Here is a 26,075-nt window from a genome sequence, read left to right as displayed (position 1 = left end):
CGACCAGGTGGAGCTCAGGACGATCGGCGCGGGGGCGCTCGCGGTGGGGGCCGTCGGACTCGGGTGCATGCCGATGAGCTGGGCCTACAGCACGTCCCGGCAGCGCGGCGAGGAGTCGCTCAGGGCGGTGCACCGGGCACTGGACGCGGGCTCGACGCTCCTGGACACCGCCGACATGTACGGCCCGTTCACCAACGAGCTGCTGCTCGGGCGGGTGTTGAGGGAGCGGCGCTCCGACGCCTTCGTGTCCACGAAGGTCGGGCTGCTGGTGGGCGACCAGCACATCGTGGCCAACGGCCGCCCCGGGTACGTGAGGAGGGCCTGCGACGCCTCGCTGCGCCGGCTCCAGACCGATGTCATCGACCTCTACCAACTGCACCGTGCCGACCCGGAGGTCCCGGTCGAGGAGACCTGGGGCGCGATGGCGGATCTCGTACGGGCGGGGAAGGTACGGGCGCTGGGCCTGTGCGCGGTGGGGGCGCGTTCGGCGCGGCGGCCGGGGGCCCGGCTGTACGACACGACGATCCGGCAGCTGGAGCGGGTGCAGCAGGTCTTCCCGGTGAGCGCGGTGGAGGCGGAGCTGTCGGTGTGGTCGCCGGAGGCGCTGCGGTCGCTGCTGCCGTGGTGCGCGTCGCGGGGGATCGGTTTCCTGGCGGCGATGCCGCTGGGCAGCGGCTTCCTGACCGGGACGCTGACGCCCGGCGTGGGGTTCGAGGCGGACGACCCGCGTGCCCGGCACCCCCGCTTCACGGCCGAGATGATGGCCGCGAACCAGCCGATCGTGGTCGGCCTGCGCCGGGTCGCCCGCCGGCACGGCGCGCACGTCACCCCGGCGCAGGTGGCGCTGGCCTGGGTGCTGGGCCTGGGCCGCCAGGTGATCCCGGTCCCCGGCACCAAGCAGGAGCGGTGGGCCGCGGAGAACGCGGCCGCGGCGGACCTGCGCCTGACGGAGCGCGACCTCGCGGAGATCGCGGAACTGCCCGCGGCGCAGGGGTCCTGGGACTGAGCGGGGGCCGGCGGCGGCGATCGGACGGTTCGGGGTTCCGCGATCGGGAACTTCGGGAGCGCGAGCGGTGTATGACAGGAAGGACCCCGCCGCGTCGAAGGGACGAGATCGTGCAACGACGAGCCGTGCCGGCCGTACTGGCCGCCGCCGCGCTCCTGCTGGCCGCCGGCTGCTCCTCCGACGACGGAGGACCGCCGGGCAAGGACACCGGCGCCTCCCCGTCCGGCACGTCGCCGGCCACGTCGTCCTCGTCGCCGGGGGCGGGCGCGCGGGAGGCGCCGCCCGCGAAGGGCTCGGTGAAGGTGGTCCGGACGGTGACCACCGGACTGGACTCCCCCTGGGGCCTGGCCCCGCTGGCCGACGGCGACCTGCTGGTCTCCTCCCGGGACGAGGCGACGATCACCCGGGTCGACGGGAGGACCGGGAAGAAGACCGAGCTGGGCGAGGTGCCCGGGGTGTCGCCGTCCGGCGAGGGCGGCCTGCTCGGCATCGCCCTCTCCCCCGAGTACGCCTCGGACCGCATGGTCTACGCGTACTTCACCTCGGCCTCCGACAACCGCATCGTCCGCATGATCTACGACGAGCGGAAGCCGGCCGGTGAGCAGCTGGGCGCACCGGACACGGTCTTCCGCGGCATCCCCAAGGGCGTGATCCACAACGGCGGCCGGATCGCCTTCGGCCCGGACGGGATGCTGTACGCGGGCACGGGCGAGAGCGGCGACACGGGCCTGTCCCAGGACAAGGGGTCCCTGGGCGGCAAGATCCTGCGGCTGACCCCGGAGGGCGAGCCGGCCCCGGGCAATCCGTTCCCCGGCTCCCCGGTCCACTCGTACGGCCACCGCAATGTGCAGGGCCTGGCCTGGGACGGCAAGCAGCGGCTGTTCGCCTCGGAGTTCGGCCAGGACACCTGGGACGAGCTGAACGCGATCGAGCCGGGCGGCAACTACGGCTGGCCGGAGGCGGAGGGCGAGTCGGACGACGACGGCTTCCTCGACCCGGTCGAGCAGTGGGACACGGACGAGGCCTCCCCCAGCGGGGCCGCGTACGCCGAGGGTTCGGTCTGGATGGCGGGACTGCAGGGCCGGCGCCTGTGGCGCGTTCCCCTCGAGGGCACGAAGGCCTCGGCGGACCCGCAGGCGTTCCTGGAGGGCGAGTACGGCCGGCTGCGCACGGTGGTGGCGGCGGGCGGCGACAAGCTGTGGCTGGTCACCAGCAACACGGACGGCCGGGGCGGCCCGAAGGAGGGGGACGACCGGATCCTGGAGCTGGAGGTGCGCTAGGGGCGCCGTTCGGGCCGTGCCGGGGCCGTGGCCCCCGGCGCCGCACCCGGCCCGCGCTCACGTCTCGTCGGCTTCCTCCTCCGGGGCGGTCGGCGGGCGCACGGTGACCTTTCCGGACGCGAGGTCTATCGGCCCGCGTCCGGGATCGGCGTCGCCGACGTCCTGCCGGGTCAGTTCCAGCCGGTTCCGCTCGTCGCGGGTGTGTTTCCGGCCGGGGGCGAACAGTTCCTCGAAGGCGTTGAACATCGCTCCCCTTTCCAGGGACGAACGGGTCGTCCGCCTAGTCTCCCGCCGCCACCCGTTCGCCCGTCCCCGCCGCGAACAGATCCAGCCGGTGCGCCACCGCCGCCGCCTCGCCCCGCCCCGAGACGCCCAGCTTGGCGAGGATGTTGGAGACGTGGACGCTGGCCGTCTTCGGGGAGATGAACAGTTCCTCGGCGATACGGCGGTTGGTGTGGCCGGCGGCCACCAGGCGCAGCACGTCGCGCTCCCGGCTGGTGAGGCCGAGCGCGTCGGCCGGATCGGCGGGGGGCCGGTCGCGGCCCGCGGGGGCCAGTGCGAGCCGGGCACGCTGCGCCAGCAGGCCGGCGGACCGGGCCAGCGGCGCGGCGCCGAGGTGGTCGGCGACGGCGGTCACCAGCCGCAGCAGTTCCGTGGCGCGGGCGCGCTCGTCGTCGCCCCCGCCACGCGCGAGCAGCGCCTCGGCCAGCCGGAACCGGACGCGTGCGAGGTCGTAGGGCCGTCCCAGGGGCTCCACCGCCTCGACGGCGGCGGACCACTCGTCCGGCGCGGTCCTGCCCTCGGCGCGCAGCAGCTCGGCGCGCAGCCACAGGTCGTAGGCCTGCCACACGGGCACCCCGGTCGCCAGCGTCCTGGCCGCCGCGCGGATCCGTTCCAGGATCTCCGGGCGGCCGGGCCCGGTCTCCGGGGCGCCGTGGGCGTCGGCCTCCGCGGTGGCGGCGGCGATCAGCAGGGGCCAGCCGTAGCGCTGGGTGCCGGGCGGGAGGCCGGTGTCGAGGGCGGCGAGGAACTCGGCGCGGGCGTCGGGGAGGCGGCCCTCGGCGGCGGCGATGCCGACGGCGACCCACTTCATGGGGAGGGCGTACTGCGGCATCGGGTCGTGGGTGCCGAGGACGGTGCGGGCGTCGGCGAGCCGGCGGGCCGCCTCGGCCGTGTCGCCCCGGTCGTACGCGAGGTACGCCAGGCGCATCGAGCCGCCGGCGCGCTGCTTGGCGCTCTGCTCGAGGCGCCGCGCGTTGGCCGCGGCCCGCGCGGCCTCCTCCCAGCGGCCGAGGGAGTGGAGGGACTCGGCGAGGTTTCCCCACACCCAGCCCTCGGAGTCCAGCAGCCCGAGCCTACGGGTGACGTGGACGCCCTCCTCGAGGAGGCGGGCGGCCTCCTCGGAGCGGCCGACGCCTTCGAGGACGGACGGGAGGTTCACCTGGGCACGGGCGACCACCGTGTCCACGCCCAGCTCGGTCGCCCGGTCCTTGACCTCGTACATCTCGGCGAGCCCGGCCTCGATGTCACCGGCGTCGACCATGAGGCCGCCGAGGGTGAGCCGGGCGTTGAGCTCGATGTCGTGGGCGCCGACCATGCGGGCGTACTCGACGGCGCGTTCGGCGGCGGCCATGGCGTCCGGACCGGGTTCGTGCAGCATCGACCAGCTGGCGGCGGAGGCGAGGACCTCGGCGTGCACCTCGGAGGGCGGCAGTCCGCGCACCAGGTCGCGGGCGGTGCCGAGTTCGGCCCAGCCGTCGCCGCGGGCGAGGGCCTGGGTGAGCCGGGAGCGCTGCACCCAGAACCAGGCGGCGCGCAGCGGGTCGGGGTCCTCGTCGAGGAGGCGCAGCGCCCGCTTGGTGATCTTCATCGAGCGCTCGCGTTCCCCGCAGAGGCGGCCGGCGACGGCGGCCTCTGCCATCAGGTCGAGGTACTGGAGCGGGGTGGTCCCGGGGTCGCAGCCGCAGGGAGGGTAGACCTCGGCGTGGTCGAGCGGGCGCAGGGTGGCCCGTACGGCGTCGGGGACGGCGTCCCACAGCTCCATCGCCCGCTCCAGCAGACCCAGTTGCTCGGAATAGGCGTGGCGTCGGCGGGCCTCGACGGAGGCGTCGAGGACGGCGGGCAGGGCCTTGGCCGCGTCGTGGGCGTGGTACCAGTAGCTGGCCAGGCGGGTCACCCGCTCGTCGGCGGGGACGAGGGTGGGGTCGGCCTCCAGGGCCTCGGCGTAGCGGCGGTTGAGGCGGGAGCGTTCGCCGGGCAGCAGGTCGTCGCTGACGGCCTCGCGGACCAGGGAGTGGCGGAAGCGGTAGCCCTCGCGGTCGGGCGCGGGGGTGAGGATGCTGGCGTTGACCCCGGCGCGCAGGGCCTCGATGAGGTCGTCCTCGGTGAGCCGGGCGACGGCGGCCAGCAGCCGGTCCTCGACGGTGGAGCCGCCCTCGGCGACGATCCGGGCGACCTGCTGGGCGCTCTCCGGGAGGGCCTCGACGCGGACCAGGAGGAGGTCGCGCAGGGAGTCGGTGAGGCCGGTGCAGCAGCCCTCGTCGGCGGCGACGGCGAGTTCCTCGACGAAGAAGGCGTTGCCGTCGGAGCGTTCGAAGATGTCGTCGACGCGGTCGGGGTCGGGTTCGCGGCGGAGGATGCCGGCGATCTGCCGGTGGACCTCGTCGCGGTTGAAGCGGCCGAGTTCGACGCGCTGGACCGCGCGGAGCCGGTCGAGTTCGGCGAGGAGGGGGCGCAGCGGGTGACGGCGGTGGATGTCGTCGGAGCGGTAGGTGGCGAGGACGACGAGGCGGCCGGTGCGCAGGGTGCGGAACAGGTAGGCGAGCAGGTGGCGGGTGGAGGCGTCCGCCCAGTGCAGGTCCTCCAGGGCGAGGACGACGGTCCGCTCGGCGGCGACGCGCTCCAGCAGGCGTGCGGTGAGCTCGAAGAGACGGGCCATGCCCTGCTCGTCGCGGCGGGCCTCGCGTGCGGCGGCGGTGCCGATCTCGGGCAGCAGGCGGGCGAGCTCCTCCTCCTGCCCGGAGGCGGCGGCGGCGAGTTGCTCCGGCAGTTCGCGGCGGAGCTGGCGCAGGGCGGTGGAGAAGGGGGCGAACGGCAGTCCGTCGGCGCCGATCTCGACGCAGCCGCCGAGGGCGACGATCGCGCCGCGGCGGCGGGCGGCGGCGGCGAACTCCTCCACCAGGCGGGTCTTCCCCACCCCCGCCTCACCGCCGACCAGCAGCGCCTGGGGTTCGGTGACGGCCCGGGCGAGCGCGGTGTTCAGCGTGTCGAGCTCGGTGCTGCGGCCCACGAACACGGGGCTGACGGACTTGGTCTCCACGCCCTTGAGCATCGCATGCCCCTTCGACAACGGGTCACCGTTTTTCCTCCCTCCCGGGAGTCCGTGGCACGGGTGGTCCCGCGGCCCGGCGCCCGTGGGAGGGCGGCGCGCCCGCCGTGCCGCCCGGGAGGGCACCTCCCAGGCCCTTCACAGGCACGGGGGAGGCACGACCGTCCGCGGCTGACGCGGCACGCGGCCGGCCCCCGCGCGGCTGCCGGTCGCGTCGGGCTCATGCGGCCCGTGCGAAGCGGGTGGTATGGCTTTCGGCCCCGGTGCCCCGTGCGGCGGCTTCCCGGCGTGCGGCCCCACGCGGCCGCAGTGCCTCCCGGACCCGGCGCTCGTGCTCCGCGCCGCGGAGGAGCTCGTCGTGACGGAGCCGGTGGAGTGCGTACTCGAACATGGTGTGGTCCCCCCGGAGGAGTCGGTGTCGGTCATCGCCTTCCGCGATGCCTCCACCTTCGTCCCCGGGGCCGCCCGGCCGCATCGGGAGGGTTCCGTATCTTCGGCGGGCGCGGGACCTTAGACCGCGCTTAGTGCGGGTCACCGGCCCCCGGATCCCCTAAGCCCTCGGCCCGGCCGGTCGCGGGCAGGTCCGGGAGCACGTCGGTGCACGCGCGGGGACGACCGCGGCGGCGCCCTGTCCGGCACCGGGGGGGACGGCCCTCGTCACGTCGGGCCGGCGGACGGTGTCGAGGCCCGGCGCATGGCCGGCCGCCGCGGCCCGCTCGACCCGGTGGCGGGCTCCAGCCGGCGGGGACGCCCCGCGGGCGCCGGGCGCGGCGCCGGCGGGGGCGCACCGGTCGGCGAACTCCCGGCCCCGGTCCGGACGGGCCGGGAGCCCCTCGGCGTGCCGGGGTCCGAGGGGGCGCGGCTCGGCTCCGTCGTCACCCGGTCGTACCGCGTACGTCCCGCTGCCGCTCCTCCTCGGCCAGCACGTCCGCCACCCCGGCGTCCGTGGCGGCGGCCAGCCTCTCGTGGGCGGCCCGGGCCTCGGGCGGCTCGATGCTGATCCGGGGCAGGAGCCGGTCCAGCGAGCGCGGCAGCCACCAGTTGGCGCCGCCGAGCAGGTGCATCAGGGCGGGGACGAGCAGGGTGCGCAGCACGAAGGCGTCGAGGGCGACGGCCGCGGCGAGCGCGATGCCGAACATGGCGATCACGCGGTCGCCGGTGAGGACGAAGGCCAGGAAGACCGAGATCATGATCACGGCGGCGGAGTTGATCACCCGGCCGGTCTCCGCGAGGCCGACGCGGACGGCGCGCCGGTTGTCGCCGGTCTCCAGCCACTCCTCGTACATCCGGCTCACCAGGAAGACCTGGTAGTCCATGGAGAGCCCGAAGAGGACGGAGACCATGATCACGGGCAGGAAGGGCTCGATGGGTCCCGCCCGGCCGAGGCCGAGCAGCTCGCTGCCCCAGCCCCACTGGAAGATCGCGACCACGACGCCGAAGGCGGCGGCGACGGCGGCCACGTTCATCGCGGCGGCCTTCAGCGGGATGGCGAGGGACCGGAAGGCGAGCAGGAGCAGCAGGCAGCCCAGGCCGATCACGACGCCGACGAAGAGGGGCAGCTTGTCGACGATGACGTCGGCGAAGTCGTCGTACCCGGCCGTCACGCCGCCGACGTGCACGTCGAGCGAGGTGCCCGACTCGGCCCGCGGCAGCACGTCCTCGCGCAGCCGGTCGACCAGGTCGCTGGTCTGCTTCGACTGCGGGGACGTCTCCGGTACGACGGTGAGGTACGCGGTGTCGCCGCCCGCCCCGTAGGTCACGGGCGACACCGACGCGACGCCCTCGGTCCCGCGCAGGGCGGCGTCGAGGTTGTCCAGGGCGAGCCGGTCCTCGGCGCCGTCGACCTGGCCGACGAGGGTGAGCGGGCCGTTCACACCGGGGCCGAAGCCGTCGGCGAGGAGGTCGTAGGCCTGGCGGGTGGTGGACGCCTCGGGGTCGTTGCCCTGGTCGGAGGTGCCCAGGTGGAGGGAGAGGGTGGGCAGCGCGAGGACGGCCATGACGACGACGGCGACCGCGCCGAGCAGCTTGGGGTGGCGCTCCACGAACGCCGACCAGCGGGCGGCGAACCCGGTCGGCACCTCCGGCTCGGGCCCGTGCTCGGCGAGCCGGCGCCGTTCCCGGCGGCTGAGCGCGCGCATGCCGATGAGCGACAGCAGTGCGGGCAGCAGGGTGACGGAGGCGGCGACGGTCAGGACGACGGTGAGCGCGGCCGCTATGGCGACGCCGTTGAGGAAGTTCAGCCGGAGGATCAGCATGCCCAGCAGGGCTATGCACACGGTGGCGCCCGCGAAGACGACCGCCCGTCCGGTGGTGGCGACGGCGTTGGCGGCGGCCTCGGGGACGGTGAGGCCGCGCTTCAGTCCGCGCCGGTGCCGGGTCACGATGAACAGCGCGTAGTCGATGCCGACGCCGAGCCCGATGAGCATGCCGAGCATGGGGGCGAAGTCGGCGACGGTCATGAGGTGCCCGAGCAGCACGATGCCGGCGTAGGCGGTGCCGACGCCGACCAGGGCGGTGGCGATGGGCAGCAGCGCGGCGGCGGGCGAGCCGAAGGCGAGGAACAGGACGACGGCGGCGACCAGCACGCCGACGATCTCGGCGGTGTGCCCGCCGGGGGACTCGCCGAGCTCGACGGCGCTGCCGCTCAGCTCGACTTGGAGCCCGTCGGTCTGAGCGGCCTGGGCCGTCCTCACCACGGCGGCGGCCTCGCCCGCGTCGATGTCCTTGGCCTGGTCGTCGAAGGTGACCGTGGCGTAGGCGGTGCGGCCGTCCGCGCTGACCCTTCCGGCGCCCCGGTCGTCGTACGGGCCGCTCACGGCGGTCACCCCGGGCAGGTCCCCGATCCGGTCCAGGGTGCGGGTCATGGCCTGTTCGACGCCGGGGTCCCGGACGCTGCCGGACGTGGTGTGCCAGACCACGGTGTCGCTGTCGCCGCTGAGGTCCGGGAAGCCCTCCTGCAGCAGCTGGGTGGCCCGCCCGGACTCGGTGCCGGGCACCTGGTAGTCGTTCGAGTAGGCGGAGCCGGCGGCGAGGGCGCCGGCGGAGACCCCGCCGAGGGCGAGGAGCCAGAGCAGAACGGTGATCAGACGGCGTTGGACACACCAGCGTGCGAGGGCTGCCACGAATGTGCTCCCGTGGTGACTCGGTGTGGATCTTTGGCCGGGAGCAGTCGCGCGTGAACCGAACAGCCCGCAAAGAACGCATGAGCAATGCAGTGACCACTCTTGCAGGCATGAATGATCGTTTGTCGCTTTCGTGTACTAATTCACATTCCTGCGACTCCTCGGTCGAACCGGCCCCCCGGCGCCATGGCCGTGAGCCCCGCGATCAGCAGCCACAGCGCCCTGCGGGACCTCCCCCGGGAGCCCGGCGCGCCTCCCCGGGGCGCCGTCGGCACGGGTCTGCGGAATCGGTTCGGCATCGGCACGTCCGTTCATGGCGCGGGAGCGTGGCGCCCGGCGCCGGGAAACCCGGATGCGGGGTGGGAGGGCGGACTGCTAGCGTCCGTCGGTCCGACGTTCCGCGGCAGTCAGCCGCCGGCCGAAGCAGGTGCTTTGATGCTTGTCCGCCTGATCTCCGACGCGACCCCTTCCCCCTTCACGGCCCCGAGGAGCCCGTTCACCGATGTCGGACATCACACCGAACACCCCGCACGACGACCTCGCTAACCGCATCGCCCTGCCCCGTTACCCCCGCAGCGGCGCCTACGACGCCCGCTGGGCCGTCGACAACCAGATGGGCCCGCACGCGCTGTGGCTGCTGGAGTGGCTCGCCCCGGCCCTCGGCCTCGACGCCCTGCGCCCCGGCGCCCGCGTGCTCGACCTGGGCTGTGGACGCGCCATGACGTCCGTCTTCCTCGCCCGGGAGTACGACGTCCAGGTCACCGCGGCCGACCTGTGGATCGAGCCGGACGACAACGCGCGCCGCATCGCGCGGGCGGGCGTCGCCGACCGGGTGTTCCCGGTCCGCGCCGAGGCGCACGACCTGCCCTTCGGGGAGGAGGGCTTCGACGCGATCGTCTCCGTCGACGCGTACCAGTACTTCGGCACCGACGACCTCTACCTGCCGACGCTGGCCCGGCTGCTGAGGCCCGGCGGACGGATCGGGGTCGTCGTCCCGTCCCTGACCGGGGAGATCGGGGGGAGCGAGCCGCCGGAGCACCTGAAGCCCTTCTGGGAACCCGCCTTCTGGTGCTTCCACAGCCCCGCCTGGTGGCGCCGCCACTGGACCCGCAGCGGGGCCGTGGAGGTCGAGACGGCCGACTGGCTGGAGGACGGCTGGCGGGAGTGGCTGCTCTGGTGCGACGTCGTCGCCGAGGAGAGCACGGAGGAGTTCCACGTGCGGATGAGCCGGGAGTGCGCGGAGATGCTGCGCGCGGACCGGGGTCGCACGCTGGGCTTCGCACGCGTGGTGGGCCGCCGCCCGTGACCGCGTGACCGCATGGGTGAGGGGGCGCATCGGATCCGATGCGCCCCCTCCCGCACGCTTCGGCGGTCAGCCCTCGGCGACGCCCAGCTTCTGCAGGATCAGCTCCTTGACGCGGGCCGCGTCCGCCTGTCCGCGCGTGGCCTTCATGACCGCGCCGACCAGGGCGCCGGCCGCGGCCACCTTGCCACCGCGGATCTTGTCCGCGACGCCCGGGTTGCCGGCGATGGCCTCGTCGACGGCGGCGCCCAGGGCGCCCTCGTCGGAGACGACCTTCAGACCGCGCTTGTCGACCACCTCGTCCGGGGTGCCCTCACCGGCGAGCACGCCCTCGATGACCTGGCGGGCCAGCTTGTCGTTCAGATCGCCCTTGACGACCAGCTCGGCCACCCGGGCCACCTGCTCCGGGGTGATCGCCAGCTCGTCCAGCGCCCTGCCGGACTCGTTGGCGGCGCGGGCCAGCTCGCCCATCCACCACTTGCGGGCGGAGGCCGCGTCGGCGCCGGCGTCGATCGTGGCGACGATCGGGTCCAGCGCACCGGCGTTGAGGATGGACTGCATGTCGGTGGCGGAGATCCCCCACTCCTCGCGGAGCCGGTTGCGGCGCACCAGCGGCAGCTCGGGCAGGCCGGAACGGATCTCCTCGACCCACTCGCGGGACGGGGCGACCGGCACCAGGTCGGGCTCCGGGAAGTACCGGTAGTCCTCGGCCTCCTCCTTCACGCGGCCCGAGGTCGTGGACCCCGTGTCCTCGTGGAAGTGGCGGGTCTCCTGGACGATCGTGCCGCCGCCGCTCAGCACCGCGGCGTGCCGCTGGATCTCGAAGCGGGCCGCGCGCTCCACGGACCGCAGCGAGTTGACGTTCTTCGTCTCCGAGCGGGTGCCGAACGTCTCGGTGCCGTGGGGGCGTAGCGACAGGTTGACGTCGCAGCGCATCTGCCCCATCTCCATGCGGGCCTCGGACACGCCGAGCGCCCGGATGAGCTCGCGCAGCTCACGGACGTACGCCCGCGCGACCTCGGGGGCGCGCTCGCCCGCTCCCTCGATCGGCTTGGTGACGATCTCGATCAGCGGGATGCCGGCGCGGTTGTAGTCCAGCAGCGAGTGGGACGCGCCGTGGATGCGGCCGGTGGCGCCGCCGACGTGCGTCGACTTGCCGGTGTCCTCCTCCATGTGGGCGCGCTCGATCTGGACGCGGAAGGTCTCGCCGTCCTCCAGCTGCACGTCGAGGTAGCCGTCGAAGGCGATCGGCTCGTCGTACTGGGAGGTCTGGAAGTTCTTCGGCATGTCCGGATAGAAGTAGTTCTTCCGGGCGAAGCGGCACCACTCGGCGATCTCGCAGTTCAGCGCGAGACCGATCTTGATCGCCGACTCGACGCCGGTCGCGTTGACGACCGGGAGCGCGCCGGGCATGCCGAGGCAGACGGGGCAGGTCTGGGTGTTCGGGTCGGCGCCGAGCGCCGTCGAGCAGCCGCAGAACATCTTGGTGCGGGTGCCGAGTTCGACATGGACCTCGAGGCCCATGACGGGGTCGTACGACGCGAGTGCGTCCTCGTACGACACCAGGTCGGTCGTGGTGGTCACGGTGAAACTTCCCTCTCAGCCCAGCAGGACGTCGTCGTCGCCGAGGCGCTTCAGCTCGCGGTAGAGGATGGCGAGGTTGGTGACGACCGCGGCTCCGGTGACGACGGCGTCGAGCAGCCGCAGCGTGTCGCTCTCGCCACGCGCCTTCTTGATCTGCTTGTACACACCGACGGCGCCGAACGCCGAGGTGGCCATGGAGACGTACAGACCGGACTTGGACTTCTTGAAGCCCTTGGCCTTGGACAGTGCGCTCACAGCGACGGTGCCTCCTCGATCAGCGGGTGGCCCCACTTTTCCACGAAGGCGGCCTCGACGGCGGCACCGACCCTGTAGAGCCGGTCGTCCTTCATGGCGGGGGCGATGATCTGCAGTCCCACCGGCAGGTTGTCCTCGGGCGCGAGACCGCAGGGCAGCGACATGGCCGCGTTGCCGGCCAGGTTGGTGGGGATGGTGCACAGGTCGGCGAGGTACATCGCCATCGGGTCGTCGGCGCGCTCGCCGATCGGGAAGGCGGTGGTCGGGGTCGTCGGGGAGACGATCACGTCGACCTGCTCGAAGGCCCGCTCGAACTCCTGCTTGATGAGGGTGCGGACCTTCTGGGCGCTGCCGTAGTACGCGTCGTAGTAGCCGGAGCTGAGCGCGTACGTGCCGAGCATGATGCGGCGCTTGACCTCGTCGCCGAAGCCGGCCTCGCGGGTCAGCGAGGTGACCTCCTCGGCGGAGCGCGTGCCGTCGTCGCCGGTCCGCAGGCCGTAGCGCAGGCCGTCGAAGCGGGCGAGGTTGGAGGAGCACTCGGAGGGCGCGATCAGGTAGTACGCGGAGAGCGCGAGGTCGAAGGACGGGCAGTCCAGCTCGACGATCTCGGCTCCCAGCCCCTTCAGCAGCTCGACGGACTCGTCGAACCGCTGGACGACGCCGGCCTGGTAGCCCTCGCCGCGGAACTGCTTGACGACGCCGACGCGCAGGCCGGCGACGCTGCCGTTGCGGGCGGCCTCGACGACCGGCGGGACCGGGGCGTCGATGGAGGTGGAGTCCATCGGGTCGTGCCCGGCGATCACCTCGTGCAGCAGGGCCGCGTCCAGGACCGTGCGGGCGCAGGGGCCGCCCTGGTCGAGGGAGCTGGAGAAGGCGACCATGCCGTACCGGGAGACGGAGCCGTAGGTCGGCTTGACGCCGACGGTGCCGGTGACGGCGGCCGGCTGGCGGATGGACCCGCCGGTGTCGGTGCCGATGGCGAGCGGCGCCTGGAAGGAGGCGAGCGCGGCGGACGAACCGCCACCGGAGCCTCCCGGGATCCTGGTGAGGTCCCACGGGTTGCCGGTCGGTCCGTAGGCGCTGTTCTCGGTGCTGGACCCCATGGCGAACTCGTCCATGTTGGTCTTGCCGAGGATGACGACGTCGGCGGCCTTGAGCCGCTTGGTGAGCGTCGCGTCGTACGGCGGGATCCAGCCCTCGAGGATCTTGGAACCGACGGTGGTCGGGATCCCCTCGGTGGTGAAGATGTCCTTGAGCGCGAGCGGGACGCCGGCCAGCGGGCCGAGCTTCTCGCCGCGGGCCCGCTTCTCGTCGACGGCGCGCGCCTGGGCGAGGGCGCCCTCGCGGTCGACGTACAGGAAGGCGTGGACCTTCTCGTCGACGGCCTCGATCCGGGCCAGGTGCGCCTCGGTGACCTCCACGGCCGTGAACTCGCCGGAGGCGATCTTCTCGGCGGTCTCGGCGGCGGTGAGCCTGATGATGTGATCGCTCATGGCGGGTTACTCCTCCCCCAGGATCTGCGGCACCTTGAAACGCTGCTGCTCCTGGGCCGGGGCGCCGGAGAGCGCCTGCTCGGGGGTGAGCGAGGGACGGACCTCGTCCGTGCGCATGACGTTGGTCAGCGGGAGCGGGTGCGAGGTCGGCGGTACGTCTTGGTCGGCGACCTCGCTGACGCGGGCGACCGCGCCGATGATGTCGTCCAGCTGGCCCGCGAAGTGGTCGAGCTCTTCGGGCTTCAGCTCCAGACGCGCCAGCCGGGCGAGGTGGGCGACCTCCTCGCGCGTGATGCCAGGCATGCAGCGATCCTCTGGGGTGAGTGTGTGGTTGGAACAAATCGGCTTGGGCAAGTCGGTTTGGCCCAATCCTATGGGGCCGGGCCCCCTGGCCGTTAAACGGTTCCCGCGGGGCCGCTCCCCGGTGTCGCGCGCCCCGGGGACCCGCCCGGACCGCGGGGAGCGGGCCGGCGCCGGCCGGGGCGCCGACCGCGCCGGCGCAGCGGACGCCGTGGGCCACGGCCCTCTCGCCCCGTGGCGCAGTACGACGAGCGTGTCGCCGAGCGGTGCGAGGGCCGCGCACGGCGGGAACCACGCCTCGGCGCGGGCGGCCCGTACGGGACGGCGTACCCGCCGGCCGCGGGGCGGTCAGGTCACTCGTCGGCCGCCGCGGCGGGCAGTGCCGCGGCGGCCCGCACCCAGCCCCGGGAGCCGCGGGCCAGCAGCCAGGCCGTCATCTCCTCGGGCGGCATCGCCGCGGCGACCAGCCAGCCCTGGACCGCGTCGCAGCGCAGGTCGCGCAGCCGCTCCCACGTCTCGTCGTCCTCCACGCCCTCGGCGACGACGAGCAGCCCCAGCGAATGCGCCAGGTCGATGGTGCAGCGCACGATCTCCGCGTCCTCGGTGTCCACGGCCAGCCGGGCCACGAACGACCGGTCGATCTTCAGCTCGCTGACCGGCAGCCGCCGCAGGTGCACCAGCGACGAGTACCCCGTCCCGAAGTCGTCCAGCGACATCTTCACCCCGTGGCCGGTCAGCGCGTTCAGCGTGTCGGCGGCCCGCTGCGGGTCCTCGAGCAGCACGTGCTCGGTGATCTCCAGCTGCAGCGCCCCCGCCGGCACCCCGTGCCGGGCCAGCCGCGCCGCCACGGAGCCCGCGAAGCCGGGCGTGTGGACGTCGCGCGGCGACACGTTGACGGCGACCGGCACGAACAGCCCCTGGGCGCGCCACCGCGCGACCTGCTCCAGCGCGGTCTCCAGCACGTACTCGGTGAGGTGCGGCATCAGCCCGGACGACTCGGCGATCGCTATGAACTCGTCCGGCGGCACCCTCCCCCGCTCCGGGTGCACCCACCGCACCAGCGCCTCCAGCCCCGCGACCTGCCCGTCGAAGCGGACCTTGGGCTGGTAGTGCAGCTCGACCTCACGGGCGTCCAGCGCCCGCCGCAGGTCACCCAGCAGCCCCAGCCGGTCGGGGGTGTTGGAGTCCCGCTTGGACTCGTACGCCTCGACCCCCGTACGGTCCCGCTTGGCCTGGTACATCGCCACGTCCGCCCGCCGCAGCAGCCCCTCCGCGTCCTCGGCGTGGTCGGGGAAGACGGCGACCCCCGCACTCGCCTCCAGGACGAGGGTGAGCCCGTCGAGGTCGAGCGGGGAGCCGAGGGCGGCGACGAGACCGCGGGCGATCCGGGTCGCGGACGTCGTGGAGTCGGTGACGGGCAGTAAGACGGCGAACTCGTCACCGCCGAGTCGCGCGGCCTCCGCCCCGCGCGGCAGAGCCGCTCTCAGCCGGTCGGCCGTCTGCAGCAGCAGCCGGTCGCCGGCGAGGTGGCCGAGGGTGTCGTTGACCGACCGGAACCGGTCCAGGTCGATCAGCACGAGCGCCGCGCGGGCACCGATCCGCTCCGCGTCGTCCAGCGCGGTCCAGATGCGCTCCAGCAGCCACTGCCGGTTGGGCAGTCCGGTCAGCGGATCGCGCAGCTGCTCCTCGGCCCGCGCGCGGGCTATCCACAGGGTGGAGTCCAGGGCGATCAGCGGAATGGAGAAGAGCGGCAGCAGCACCGGCTCGGCGACGGCGACCACGCACACCAGGGGCGCTATGCCGAGCAGGGCGACCGCGACGAGTCCCTGGCGGACCAGGGCGGTGCGGGCCACGGTGGGCAGTCCGGCGCGCGGGGTGTGCAGGTACCACAGCAGGCCGCGGGTGACCGCGAGGTAGACCGCGGCGACCAGCACCACCCCCGGGGCGGTGTAGGGCGTCCAGGTGTCCGGGGTCGACGGCGACTCGACGGACGGCACGGAGCCGAACGCGGCCAGCACCAGCGCCCCGGCGCCGATGCCGAGCAGATCGACCGCGCCGTGCAGCACGCCCTGCCGCCAGCGGCCCCGCCGGGCCACGCCGACCAGCACGACGACGGTCAGGCTGACCATCCCGGCCGGGAGCCAGCCGTAGAGCAGCAGCACGGCGAGGGTGAGGGCGGCGCCGGACCCCGTGCCGCCCCACCAGCGGGAGCGGCCCAGCATCACCAGGTGGCCGACGACGATTCCGGTCAGCACGGCCAGGGACCAGCCGACGGTGCCGGACGGGAAGAGCGCGCGTCCCGCGGTGAAGGCCCGCAGGACACCGGCGCCGAGCACGAAAGCGGCCGCGGCGACGACCGCCGTGGGCAACGCGGGCCAGGACGGGTGCCGTTCGGCGTCCGCCTCGGACAGCCCGGGGCCGCGCGCGTCCGCAGCGCGCGCACCGGCGCGCCCCGTCGCGCCCGGCCGCCCCGCGGGCCGCCCGCCCTCACGTCCGCGCCGTCCTGCGACCGCCATGCGGCGCGGGCGCGGCCGTGAGCCCGGGGCGGCGCTCTCGGTCGGTTCCATTCCCGTCCCTCTCCCAGCCGGCGGTGCCCACGCCACGCGGCCCGATGCCCGACGACTCTCAGCGGCTCCGCGGTGGAAAGCCCTTACCCCGGACCCCTGACGAGTACGGGGTTGCCCCGACCGCAGCTGGGCACGGCAGGCGCACCTCCCCACAGTAGGCCGCGGAAGACCCGTACGGGCACCGGTCGTCGACGGTTGCCCGAATGCGCCCCGGCCACCCGTATGCATCTGGTATGCGCCGATCGGGCGGTCTTCAACCGCTATTCCTCGGCCGAAAGAGCGACCTCCGCCGCGGCCTCCGGGCCTTGTTCGAGCAGGACGCCGAAGCCGTCCTCGTCCAGAACCGGAACCTTGAGCTGCATCGCCTTGTCGTATTTCGTCCCCGGGTTGTCACCCACCACGACGAACGACGTCTTCTTGGAGACGGATCCGGTCACCTTCGCCCCCCGGGCCTGCAGCGCCTCCTTCGCGCCGTCCCGGGTGTGGTTCTCCAGCGTTCCGGTCACCACCACGGTGAGCCCTTCCAGCGGGCGGGGCCCCTCGTCCTCCCCGGACCCCTCGTCCTCCATGCGGACACCGGCCGCCTTCCACTTGCGGATGATCTCCCGGTGCCAGTCCTCGGCGAACCACTCCTTCACGGAGGCGGCGATGATGCCGCCGACCCCCGCGGTCTCCGCCAGCTCCTTCTCGGTGGCCTGCTCGATGCGGTCGACGGAGCGGAACTCGCGGGCCAGTGCCTCCGCCGCCACCGGACCGACGTGACGGATCGACAGGCCGGTCAGCACGCGCGCCAGCGGACGCTCCTTGGCCGCCGCGATGTTCGCCAGCATCGCGACCGCGTTCTTCCTCGGCTCGCCCTCCTGATTGGCGAAGACGGTGGCGATCTTCTCCTCGCCGGTCTTCGGGTCCCGCTTGGGAAGCCCGCTGTCCTGGTCGAGGACGTACGCCTTGATGGGCAGCAACCGGTCGATGGTGAGGTCGAACAGGTCCCCCTCGTCCTTCAGCGGCGGCTCCCCCGGCTCCAGCGGCCGGGTCAGCGCCGCCGCGGCGACGTAGCCGAAGTGCTCGATGTCCAGCGCCTTGCGCCCGGCGAGGTAGAACAGCCGCTCCCGCAACTGGGCGGGGCAGGTGCGGGCGTTGGGGCAGCGCAGGTCGACGTCGCCCTCCTTCATCGCCTTCAGCGGCGTCCCGCACTCCGGGCACTCGGCCGGCATCACGAACTCCCGCTCGCTGCCGTCCCGCAGGTCGGCGACCGGGCCGAGGATCTCGGGGATCACGTCACCGGCCTTGCGCAGCACCACCGTGTCGCCGATGAGGACGCCCTTGGCCTTGACCACGTCCTGGTTGTGGAGCGTGGCGAACTCCACCTCGGAGCCGGCCACGTGGACCGGTTCGACCTGGGCGTACGGCGTGACCCTGCCCGTACGGCCCACGCCCACCCGGATGTCGATCAGCTTGGTGTTGACCTCCTCGGGCGCGTACTTGTACGCGATGGCCCAGCGCGGGGCGCGCGAGGTGGTGCCGAGGCGGCCCTGGAGCGGGATCTCGTCGAGCTTGACGACGACGCCGTCGATCTCGTGCGCCACGGAGTGCCGGTTCTCGCCGTAGTGCGCGATGAACTCCCGCACGCCCGCGAGGTCGTCGACCACCCTGTTGTGCTCGGAGGTGGGCAGGCCCCACTTCTTCAGCAGGTCGTAGCCCTGGGACAGGCGGGTCATGCCCCGGTAGCCCTCCAGGACGCCGATGCCGTGGACGACCATGTGCAGCGGGCGGGTGGCGGTGACCCGGGGGTCCTTCTGGCGCAGCGAACCGGCCGCCGCGTTGCGCGGGTTGGCGAACGGTTTGTCGCCGGCCGCGTTCAGCCGCGCGTTGAGCTCCTGGAACTTCTCCATCGGGAAGTAGACCTCGCCGCGGATCTCCACCAGGTCGGGGACCTCGTCGCCCTTCAGCCGGTCCGGGATCTCGGCGATGGTGCGCACGTTGGGCGTGATGTCCTCGCCGGTGCGGCCGTCGCCGCGGGTCGCCGCGCGGACGAGCCGGCCCTTCTCGTAGGTGAGGTTGACGGCGAGGCCGTCGACCTTCAGCTCGCACAGGAAGTGGAACGTCTGCTCGCCCAGCTCCTTGCGGATGCGCTCGGCCCAGGCGGCGAGGTCGTCGTCGTTGAACGTGTTGTCGAGGGAGAGCATGCGCGAGACGTGCCGCACGGAGGTGAACTCCGTCTCGTACGCCCCGGCGACCTTCTGGGTGGGCGAATCCGGGGTGCGCAGCCCCGGGTGCTCCTCCTCCAGCGCCTCCAGCTCGCGCAGCAGCCGGTCGAAGTCGGCGTCGCTGATGACGGGGGCGTCGTTCACGTAGTACCGGAAGCGGTGCTCCTCGATCTGCTCAGCGAGCCTGGCGTGCTTCTCCCGCGCCTCGGCGGGCACGCTCGTCGTCTCCGCTTGCTTGTCGCCGGCCACCGTGTGTCCTCCCGTTACTCTGGGTTGTCCGCGAGTGATCTCGCCGCCCGGACGCAGTGGGCGAGGGCCCTGCGCGCGTACTGAGGAGAAGCCCCCTCGAGTCCGCACGCCGGAGTGAGCGTGACCGCCTCCGGGAGGAGTCCCGGCCGCAATCCCAGCCTGCGCCAGAGCGTCCTGACCCCCATGACGCTACCGCCCGGGTCCGACAACGCCGCGTCCGTGCCCGGGACGACACCGGCGAACAGCCGGGTCCCGCTCTCCACGGCTTCCCCGATCGCCTCGTCGTCACGCTCGGTGAGGAGGGAGAAGTCGAAGGAGACCGCCGCCACGCCCGCCCGGCGCAGCAGGGCGAACGGGACGTCCGGTGCGCACGAGTGGACCACGACGGGCCCGTCGTCGTGCGCCCCGACGACGTCCCGCAGCGTGGCCTCCACGATCTGCCGGTCCACCGCGCGGTGGGTGCGGTAGCCGCTGGCGGTCCGCACCTGTCCGCGCAGTACGGCGGTGAGGGAGGGCTCGTCGAGCTGCAGGACGAGTCGGGCGCCGGGGACGCGCCGCCGGACCTCGGCGAGGTGGAGGCGCAGTCCCTCGGCGAGGGAGGCGGCGAGGTCGCGGCAGGCGCCGGGGTCGGAGAGGGCGGCCTCGCCGTTGCGCAGCTCCAGGGCGGCGGCGAGCGTCCACGGGCCGACCGCCTGGACCTTCAGCGGCCCGCGGTACTCCTGGGTGAACTCCTCCAGCGCGTCGAGGTCCTCGCCGAGCCAGGAGCGGGCGCGCCTGGTGTCGCGGCCCGGGCGGTCGCCGAGGCGCCAGCCGCTGGGCTCGACGCGGGCGTACAGCTCGACGAGCAGGCCGGCGGTGCGGCCGATCATGTCCGCGCCGGGGCCGCGGGCGGGGAGCTCGGGGAGGTGCGGGAAGGACTCGAAGCTGCCGGTGACGGCCTTGGCCGCCTCGCGGGCGTCGCCGCCCGGCATGGAGCCGATGCCGGTGGCGGGGCCGAAGCGAAGGTTGTCGTTCACGGGTGAAGCGTACGCAGGGGTGGGGCCGGAGGTGGTCCGCCCCCGCCGCCCCTTCCCGTCCCCCGGGGGCGCTGCCCCCGGGCCCCCCGCTCCTCGAACGCCGGAGGGGCCGAAGGGTGCCGGAGGTGCTGGACGGTGCCGGACGGGCGGGAGGGCGCGGACGGGGGGAAGGTGCGGACGGAGCGACTACCGTCCCGGTCGGACCGTCAGGTCGTTGATCTCCGCGTCGGCCGGCAGGTCCAGGGCCGTCACGATCGTCGTGGCGACCGACTCGGGGTCGATCCACCTGGCCGGGTCGTACTCCTTGCCCTCCTGCTGGTGGACCTTGGCCTGCATCGGGCTGGCCGTGCGGCCGGGGTAGACCGAGGTGACGCGCACCCCGCCCGCGTGCTCCTCGTGGCGCAGGGAGTCGGCGAGGGCCTTGAGACCGTGCTTGGAGGCGGCGTAGGCGGACCAGTCGGCGTGGGCGCTCAGGCCGGCGCCGGAGTTGACGAAGATCACATGGCCCCGGCTCGCGCGGAGCTGGGGCAGGAAGTGGCGGGTCAGCTCGGCGGGGGCGATCAGGTTGACGTTGAGCTGGTGCCGCCAGGTCTTCGGGGTCAGCTCGCCGACCGGGCCGAGGTCGACCACGCCGGCGATGTGCAGGAGGGAGTCCACCCGGTCCGGGAGCGACTGGTGGGAGAAGGCCCAGGAGAGCTTGTCCGGGTCCGCCAGGTCGCCGACGAGGGTGCGGGCGCCGGGGAAGGCGGCCGCCAGTTCCTTGGCCCGGCCCGCGTCGCGCGCGTGCAGGACGAGTTCGTCCCCGCGCGCGTGCAGACGGCGGGCGACGGCCGCGCCGATGCCGGAGCCCGCTCCGGTGATCACATGTGTAGCCATGCCCGCCATGCTCGCATCACCGGGCGCTCACTCCACGCCCAGGCTCTCCTCCAGGTAGGCCAGCGCGCCCACCGGCTCCTCGGCGAAGAACACCAGGTCGGTCAGCGGGCGGGGCAGGAAGCCCTCGTCCTCCATGCGGCGGAACTGCTCCTTGAGGCCGTCGTAGAAGCCCGCGGTGTTGAGCAGGACCACCGGCTTCTCGGTGTGCCCGTGCTTCTTCAGCTCCAGGATCTCGGTCGCCTCGTCGAGGGTGCCGGTGCCGCCGACCATGATGACGACCGCGTCGGCCTTCTCCAGCAGCAGCCGCTTGCGCTCGGCGAGGTCGCCCGCGATCACCATCTCGTCGACGCCGTCGCGTGCCTTCGCCGCGAGGAACTCCACGGAGACGCCGCAGAGCCGGCCGCCCGCCTCCTGCGCACCGTCGGCGACCACCTTCATCAGGCCGGTGTCCGAACCGCCCCACACGAGCGTGTGACCGCCCTTGCCGAGCAGGCGCCCGAACTCCCGGGCGGGGCGTGTGTAGCGTTCGTCGAGGTCGGCGGCGGAGAGGAAGACACAGATGTTCACGGCCCCACAGTACGGGCCCCCGCCGGGAAGAAGTCCGCTCCGGGGTGCGCTGTACCCGGGGAACCGGCCACCCGAGGAGGGACGATCGTGACCATGGGCCACCGCATCACCATCGAGGACTGCGACCGGCACGTGCGCGTGGTGCGCGACGGGCAGGTGCTGGCGGAGAGCGACCGGGCGCTGGTGCTGCACGAGACGGGCTGCCCGGACCGGTACTACATCCCGCCGGCGGACGTACGGCTCGACCTGCTGACGCCCTCCCGGACGCACACCCGCTGTCCCTTCAAGGGCACCGCGTCCTACTGGTCGCTGCCGGACGCGGCGGATCTGGCCTGGGCGTACCCGGAGCCGAAGCCGGAGGTCGCGCGGATCAAGGACCACCTCTGCTTCTACGAGGCGGAAGCCGGCTGATCGCGTAGAAGGGTCGTGATCGGCGGACGCGCCGCCCGCCTCACCGATGATCGCCGCCTCGTGCGGCAGTCTGGTGTGACATGGACAAGAACATCTCTTCGCGTGACGGCACCGTGCTGGCGTACGAGAGCGCCGGGCGGGGTGCCACGATCGTTCTGGTCAGCGGCGCGATGTCGACGGGCGCCACGGTGGCGCCGCTGGCGGCGCCCCTCGCGGAGCGGTTCCGGGTGGTCGTGTACGACCGCCGGGGCCGGGGCGGGAGCGGGGACACGGCGCCGTACGCGGTGGAGCGCGAGGTCGAGGACCTGGCGGCGCTGATCGAGGCGGTGGGGGGCCGGGCCGCGCTGTACGGCGTCTCCTCGGGCGGCGCGCTGGCGCTCAGGGCGGCGGCGAGCGGACTGCCGGTGCGCCACGTCGCCGTGTACGAGACGCCGTACGCGATGTCCGAGGAGGACCTCGGGGAACGCGCGCGCTACACCGAGCGGCTGACGGCGGCGCTCGCCGAGGGGCGGCGCGGGGACGCGGTGGAGCTCTTCCTGCGGCTGACCGGGCTGGGTGAGGAGATCATCCGGGGCGCGCGGCAGTCGCCGATGTGGGCCGGGATGGAGTCGATCGCGCCGAGCCTCGCGTACGACGACGCCGTGATGGGCGACGGGAGCGTCCCGCGCGAACTGCTGGCGTCGATCCGGGTGCCGGTGCTGTCGATCGCGGGCGACGCGAGCCCGGCGTGGATGCGCGAGGCCGCGCGGGCGATCGCGGAGTCGGTCCCCCGGGGCACGTACCGCACCCTGGAGGGCCAGACCCACATGGTCGAACCGGACGTCCTGGCCCCGGTCCTGGCGGAGTTCTTCACGCGGTGAGCGTCCTGCCGGGATCCTGGGGGGAGCGCCTCAGGCCACGCCGGCCGTCGCCCGCACGGTGGACGCGATCGTCGCCGAACCGACCACGCGGGTGCCGTCGTACAGGACGACGGCCTGGCCGGGGGCGACGCCGCGGACCGGCTCGGTGAAGCGCACCCGGAGTTCCCCGTCGACGAGTTCCGCCGTCACCTCGGTCTCGCCGCCGTGGGCGCGCAGCTGGGCCGTGTAGGTGCCGGGGCCGGTGGGGGCGGCGCCGCACCAGCGGGGCTTGACCGCGGTGAGGGCGGTGACGTCGAGGGCCGCCGCGGGGCCGACGGTGACGGTGTTGGTCACCGGGGAGATGTCGAGGACGTAGCGGGGCTTGCCGTCGGGGGCGGGGGTGCCGATCCGCAGGCCCTTGCGCTGGCCGATGGTGAAGCCGTACGCGCCCTCGTGGCTGCCGACCTTGGTGCCGGTCTCGTCGACGATGTCGCCCTCGGCCCTGCCGAGGCGGCCGGCGAGGAAGCCCCGGGTGTCGCCGTCGGCGATGAAGCAGATGTCGTGCGAGTCGGGCTTCTTGGCGACGGCCAGTCCCCTGCGCTCGGCCTCCGCGCGGATCTCCTCCTTGGTGGTGACCGTGTCGCCGAGGGGGAACATGGCGTGGGCGAGCTGGCGGTCGTCGAGCACGCCGAGGACGTAGCTCTGGTCCTTGGCCATGTCGGAGGCGCGGTGCAGTTCGCGGGTGCCGTCCTCGCGCAGGATCACCTGGGCGTAGTGGCCGGTGCAGACCGCGTCGAAGCCGAGCGCCAGCGCCTTGTCCAGCAGGGCGGCGAACTTGATCTTCTCGTTGCAGCGCAGGCACGGGTTGGGGGTGCGGCCGGCCTCGTACTCGGCGACGAAGTCCTCGACGACGTCCTCGCGGAAGCGGTCGGCGAGGTCCCACACGTAGAAGGGGATGCCGATGACGTCGGCGGCGCGGCGGGCGTCGCGCGAGTCCTCGATGGTGCAGCAGCCCCGCGCGCCGGTACGGAACGACTGCGGGTTCGCGGAGAGCGCGAGGTGGACTCCGGTCACGTCGTGGCCCGCTTCGGCCGCGCGGGCGGCGGCGACGGCGGAGTCGACTCCGCCGGACATGGCGGCCAGGACGCGGAGGGGGCGGGAGCGCTGCGGGGTGTCAGTCATAACCCCTCCAGGGTACGGGGGGACGGGAACCACGGCCGCCGGGTATCCGTTGACGATCACATGGGGGCGCGAAAAGCATCAGCTGACGGGGACCGGCGCATCGGGCGGCGGGCCCTGATCGTGGGCGGGGCGGCGGCAGCGGCGGGCACGGCGGCGCTGGCGCGGGACGAGCTGGCCCGGCTGTGGTGGCGCGTGCCCGGGATCGAGAAACCGCGTGAACAGGGCGTCGTCGACTACGCGGGCGCCCGCTGGGTGGCGGCCTCGGACGCCAACTGGCGGCGCGCGGACCGGCCGGACGACTTCGGCGTCGACATGGTGGTCGTCCACGTCACCCAGGGCAGCTTCGACAGTGCGGTGCGGGCGTTCCAGGACCCGGAGCACAAGGCCGCCTCGCACTACATCGTGGGCCGGGACGGCCGTGTCGCCCAGATGATCCGCGAACTGGACGTGGCGTACCACGCGGGCAACCGCGACTACAACGAGCGCAGCGTCGGCATCGAGCACGAGGGGTTCGTGGACCGCCCCGAGGACTTCACGGACGAGATGTACGAGGCCTCGGCCCGCCTCACGGCCCGCATATGCGCCCGCTACGACATACCCGTCGACCGCGACCACGTCATCGGTCACGTCGAGGTCCCGGGCACCGACCACACCGACCCGGGCCCGCACTGGGACTGGGACCGCTACATGAAGCTGGTGCGCCGGGCCCGCACGGAGCAGTCCCGGACCGGCCCTTCGGGCTCTCCGTCGGCCACGGCGGGCTAGGTGTATCGCCTCGTGAGGCCGGCGACGGACCGGGGTTTGTCGTGAAAGTGCTGGTCACAGCCATTCGTTGAGGGCTGCGACCAGCACGGGCCGCTTCGTGGCGGACGGCGGGTTCGTCATACCGAGTGGCCACGGCCCGGTGGCGCTCGAGCCGGTCTGCGGGGAGTCGCCCCGCAGACCGGCCGTGATCACGACGGACAAGGGTTCCCGACCCTGCTCGACCGCGCAGTGGACCCTGCCGGCCAGTCCGCCGCGGGAGCGCCCGAGACCGTGGTCACCCGGCCCGACGAAGCTCCCGCCGGACGGCTCCTTCCGGAAGTCCCCCCTTTTTCGCCGCTCCGGCGGCGTGCCCGTGGGCCCGGCAGACGGTGGAGCCGACGTCGGCCTCCCAGGCGATCAGACCCTTCGCGTCCGCCCCGGCCCGGAGCCGAGTGAGGATCCTCGCCCAGGCACCGCCCCGCCGCCGGCGCCGAAACGGGTCACGGACCCGGCCCCACGACCCATGACGTCCGGGCACGTCCCACCACGGAGCACCGGCCCGGCTCGACGCCCCGGGGCAGCAACGCCTCAAGCCGGGCCCACCGGCCACCCGTCGGATCCCCACGTCCCACAGGACGTGGGGATCCGACGAACAGGATCCACCCTCGCAACAGGCCCTAGTACCACATGTACAGGTGGTACTTGAACTTCCCGTCAGTGCCCAGGCCGGGCTCGCACGTCGCCCACCAGGAGGGGTTCAGGCTCATCCAGTAGCTCCCCCGAGCCTGGCACTCCGCCCGGGTCCAGTGGCTGCTGTAGAAGTGCTTGCTCGCCTGGGCACTCTGCGTGTGCGCGGTGCCCTCGGTGCCCGAGGAAGCCGTGGGAGCCGCCTGGGCGGGCGCCGACATGAGACCCAGTCCGACGGTGGTTCCGAGAGCGAGTCCTGCGATGGTCGCGCGGAAGCGCATCAGTATTCCCTCCTTCGGCGAGGTCTGAGCCCGGAAGGCCCAGCCCTCTGCTTTGTTCGACGTGTCAACCTTGCTCGTGCGACCTTGTGCGAACCTTGCAGGAAGCTGGAATCTTGCACCCGGAGCCACCTCGGGCAGTTCGCGCGAGGACCCGGCGTCTCCCCCGTGCTTCCGGCCACACCGGAACGGTTCATCGATCCCTTGGGCCAGAGACGTCGACAAGGCCGGGCAACACGGTGGTGATGGTCGACCGGGCGAGTTCCGGGCTGATCGTTCCACGGGCGGCCGCACGCCCGAGCGCGTCCGCGGCGCCCACGAATGCGATGGCTGCTTCCTCACCGGGGTCCGCAGCGCCGTCGGCGCTTCGTCTGGCTTGCCGACGGTCGTCCACGTAGCGGCGCTCGGTTCCTCGCGCCCGGGTGCCGTCCCGCCGCCGGCGCCGAAACAGGCCACGGACCCGACCTCACGGCCCGTGACGTTCGGGCACGTCCCGCCACGGAGCACCGGTCCGGGTCCGCCACCGTATGCCGTCCATCAGACTGTCGCCGCGTCCACACCTGCGGCCGGCCCGGCTCGACGCCCCGGGGCAGCAACGGCTCAAGCCGGGCCCACCGGCCACCCGTCGGATCCCCGCGTCCCACAGGACGTGATCACCGACGAACAGGATCCACCTCCGCAACAGGCCCTAGGGCCTCTCGTTTGGATCAGGTCGGCCGCGACCGACGGTGCGTCGTGGCCGACCCGAGCGGGGCTTGGTGCGTGCAGATGCAAGGCGGAG

The 26,075-nt window shown here is 73.4% G+C and carries 21 protein-coding genes; 6 read left to right on the top strand and 15 right to left on the bottom strand.

Features of this window, described 5'->3' with window-relative positions:
* Nucleotides 1–7: 7 nt before the first annotated feature.
* A complete protein-coding gene (locus tag ABTY20_RS16430; RefSeq protein WP_351997690.1) occupies nt 8–1,006 on the top strand; it encodes an aldo/keto reductase in 999 nt (332 codons plus the stop codon).
* A gap of 71 nt (nt 1,007–1,077) precedes the next feature.
* A complete protein-coding gene (locus ABTY20_RS16425) occupies nt 1,078–2,286 on the top strand; it encodes a PQQ-dependent sugar dehydrogenase (RefSeq protein ID WP_351997689.1) in 1,209 nt (402 codons plus the stop codon).
* Between the two features lie 57 nt (nt 2,287–2,343).
* Here the strand turns inward: ABTY20_RS16425 and ABTY20_RS16420 are convergent, their stop codons facing one another.
* The 3 genes from ABTY20_RS16420 to ABTY20_RS16410 all read right to left on the bottom strand — a co-directional run bounded on the left by ABTY20_RS16420 (nt 2,344) and on the right by ABTY20_RS16410 (nt 8,736).
* Nucleotides 2,344–2,532 carry a DUF6191 domain-containing protein gene (locus tag ABTY20_RS16420; protein ID WP_351997688.1) on the bottom strand — a complete coding sequence of 63 codons (189 nt, stop codon included), beginning with the start codon at nt 2,530–2,532 and terminating at the stop codon, nt 2,344–2,346.
* A gap of 34 nt (nt 2,533–2,566) precedes the next feature.
* Complete coding sequence (locus ABTY20_RS16415; protein WP_351997712.1) at nt 2,567–5,617, bottom strand: helix-turn-helix transcriptional regulator; 3,051 nt, start codon at nt 5,615–5,617, stop codon at nt 2,567–2,569.
* Between the two features lie 872 nt (nt 5,618–6,489).
* Nucleotides 6,490–8,736, bottom strand: a complete 2,247-nt coding sequence (locus ABTY20_RS16410; protein ID WP_351997687.1) for an MMPL family transporter — start codon at nt 8,734–8,736, stop codon at nt 6,490–6,492.
* Nucleotides 8,737–9,238: 502 nt separating this feature from the next.
* On the opposite strand from ABTY20_RS16410, the gene ABTY20_RS16405 reads away from it, so the two are divergent.
* Nucleotides 9,239–10,042 (top strand): SAM-dependent methyltransferase, encoded by an 804-nt coding sequence (locus ABTY20_RS16405; protein ID WP_351997686.1) that lies wholly within the window; start codon nt 9,239–9,241, stop codon nt 10,040–10,042.
* A gap of 66 nt (nt 10,043–10,108) precedes the next feature.
* Here the strand turns inward: ABTY20_RS16405 and gatB are convergent, their stop codons facing one another.
* The 9 genes from gatB to ABTY20_RS16360 form a co-directional block, all read right to left on the bottom strand.
* The gene (gene gatB, locus ABTY20_RS16400; protein WP_351997685.1) at nt 10,109–11,623 is read right to left on the bottom strand and encodes an Asp-tRNA(Asn)/Glu-tRNA(Gln) amidotransferase subunit GatB; all 1,515 of its coding nucleotides are present in this window, start codon (nt 11,621–11,623) and stop codon (nt 10,109–10,111) included.
* A 15-nt stretch (nt 11,624–11,638) separates the two neighbouring features.
* A complete protein-coding gene (locus ABTY20_RS16395) occupies nt 11,639–11,878 on the bottom strand; it encodes a hypothetical protein (RefSeq protein ID WP_030188427.1) in 240 nt (79 codons plus the stop codon).
* Nucleotides 11,875–13,371: an Asp-tRNA(Asn)/Glu-tRNA(Gln) amidotransferase subunit GatA gene (gatA, locus tag ABTY20_RS16390; protein ID WP_351997684.1), complete on the bottom strand. Its 1,497-nt coding sequence runs from the start codon at nt 13,369–13,371 to the stop codon at nt 11,875–11,877. The genes ABTY20_RS16395 and gatA overlap by 4 nt, the downstream gene beginning before the upstream one ends.
* A gap of 6 nt (nt 13,372–13,377) precedes the next feature.
* Nucleotides 13,378–13,674: an Asp-tRNA(Asn)/Glu-tRNA(Gln) amidotransferase subunit GatC gene (gatC, locus tag ABTY20_RS16385; protein ID WP_076093923.1), complete on the bottom strand. Its 297-nt coding sequence runs from the start codon at nt 13,672–13,674 to the stop codon at nt 13,378–13,380.
* A gap of 350 nt (nt 13,675–14,024) precedes the next feature.
* Nucleotides 14,025–16,238, bottom strand: coding sequence for a putative bifunctional diguanylate cyclase/phosphodiesterase (locus ABTY20_RS16380; protein ID WP_351997683.1), 2,214 nt, complete (start codon nt 16,236–16,238; stop codon nt 14,025–14,027).
* A 260-nt stretch (nt 16,239–16,498) separates the two neighbouring features.
* Nucleotides 16,499–18,694, bottom strand: a complete 2,196-nt coding sequence (ligA, locus tag ABTY20_RS16375) for an NAD-dependent DNA ligase LigA (RefSeq protein ID WP_351997682.1) — start codon at nt 18,692–18,694, stop codon at nt 16,499–16,501.
* 14 nt (nt 18,695–18,708) lie between these two features.
* Nucleotides 18,709–19,710: a methionine synthase gene (locus ABTY20_RS16370; protein WP_351997681.1), complete on the bottom strand. Its 1,002-nt coding sequence runs from the start codon at nt 19,708–19,710 to the stop codon at nt 18,709–18,711.
* Between the two features lie 186 nt (nt 19,711–19,896).
* Entirely contained in the window at nt 19,897–20,595 is a 699-nt protein-coding gene (locus ABTY20_RS16365; RefSeq protein ID WP_351997680.1) for an SDR family oxidoreductase, read from the bottom strand.
* Nucleotides 20,596–20,613: 18 nt separating this feature from the next.
* The gene (locus ABTY20_RS16360; RefSeq protein WP_351997679.1) at nt 20,614–21,153 is read right to left on the bottom strand and encodes an LOG family protein; all 540 of its coding nucleotides are present in this window, start codon (nt 21,151–21,153) and stop codon (nt 20,614–20,616) included.
* Nucleotides 21,154–21,246: 93 nt separating this feature from the next.
* Here ABTY20_RS16360 and ABTY20_RS16355 point away from each other — a divergent pair, with 93 nt between their 5' ends.
* Both ABTY20_RS16355 and ABTY20_RS16350 read left to right on the top strand, forming a co-directional pair.
* Nucleotides 21,247–21,564, top strand: a complete 318-nt coding sequence (locus ABTY20_RS16355; protein ID WP_351997711.1) for a DUF427 domain-containing protein — start codon at nt 21,247–21,249, stop codon at nt 21,562–21,564.
* Between the two features lie 80 nt (nt 21,565–21,644).
* Nucleotides 21,645–22,424, top strand: coding sequence for an alpha/beta fold hydrolase (locus ABTY20_RS16350; protein ID WP_351997678.1), 780 nt, complete (start codon nt 21,645–21,647; stop codon nt 22,422–22,424).
* A gap of 30 nt (nt 22,425–22,454) precedes the next feature.
* On the opposite strand, the gene mnmA is transcribed toward ABTY20_RS16350, so the two are convergent.
* Nucleotides 22,455–23,585 carry a tRNA 2-thiouridine(34) synthase MnmA gene (gene mnmA / locus ABTY20_RS16345; RefSeq protein ID WP_351997677.1) on the bottom strand — a complete coding sequence of 377 codons (1,131 nt, stop codon included), beginning with the start codon at nt 23,583–23,585 and terminating at the stop codon, nt 22,455–22,457.
* A 60-nt stretch (nt 23,586–23,645) separates the two neighbouring features.
* Between mnmA and ABTY20_RS16340 the strand changes: the two genes are divergently transcribed.
* Nucleotides 23,646–24,350 (top strand): N-acetylmuramoyl-L-alanine amidase, encoded by a 705-nt coding sequence (locus ABTY20_RS16340; RefSeq protein ID WP_351997676.1) that lies wholly within the window; start codon nt 23,646–23,648, stop codon nt 24,348–24,350.
* Between the two features lie 54 nt (nt 24,351–24,404).
* On the opposite strand, the gene ABTY20_RS16335 is transcribed toward ABTY20_RS16340, so the two are convergent.
* Nucleotides 24,405–24,551, bottom strand: a complete 147-nt coding sequence (locus ABTY20_RS16335) for a hypothetical protein (RefSeq protein WP_351997675.1) — start codon at nt 24,549–24,551, stop codon at nt 24,405–24,407.
* Nucleotides 24,552–25,006: 455 nt separating this feature from the next.
* The gene (locus ABTY20_RS16330) at nt 25,007–25,297 is read right to left on the bottom strand and encodes a hypothetical protein (protein ID WP_351997674.1); all 291 of its coding nucleotides are present in this window, start codon (nt 25,295–25,297) and stop codon (nt 25,007–25,009) included.
* Nucleotides 25,298–26,075 lie beyond the last annotated feature (778 nt).

The sequence above is a fragment of the Streptomyces sp. NPDC126497 genome (assembly GCF_040302425.1).
Taxonomy (GTDB): Bacteria; Actinomycetota; Actinomycetes; order Streptomycetales; family Streptomycetaceae; genus Streptomyces.
The sequence above is the reverse complement of the archived record's forward strand: the minus strand, read 5'-3'. Positions and strand labels throughout refer to the sequence as shown.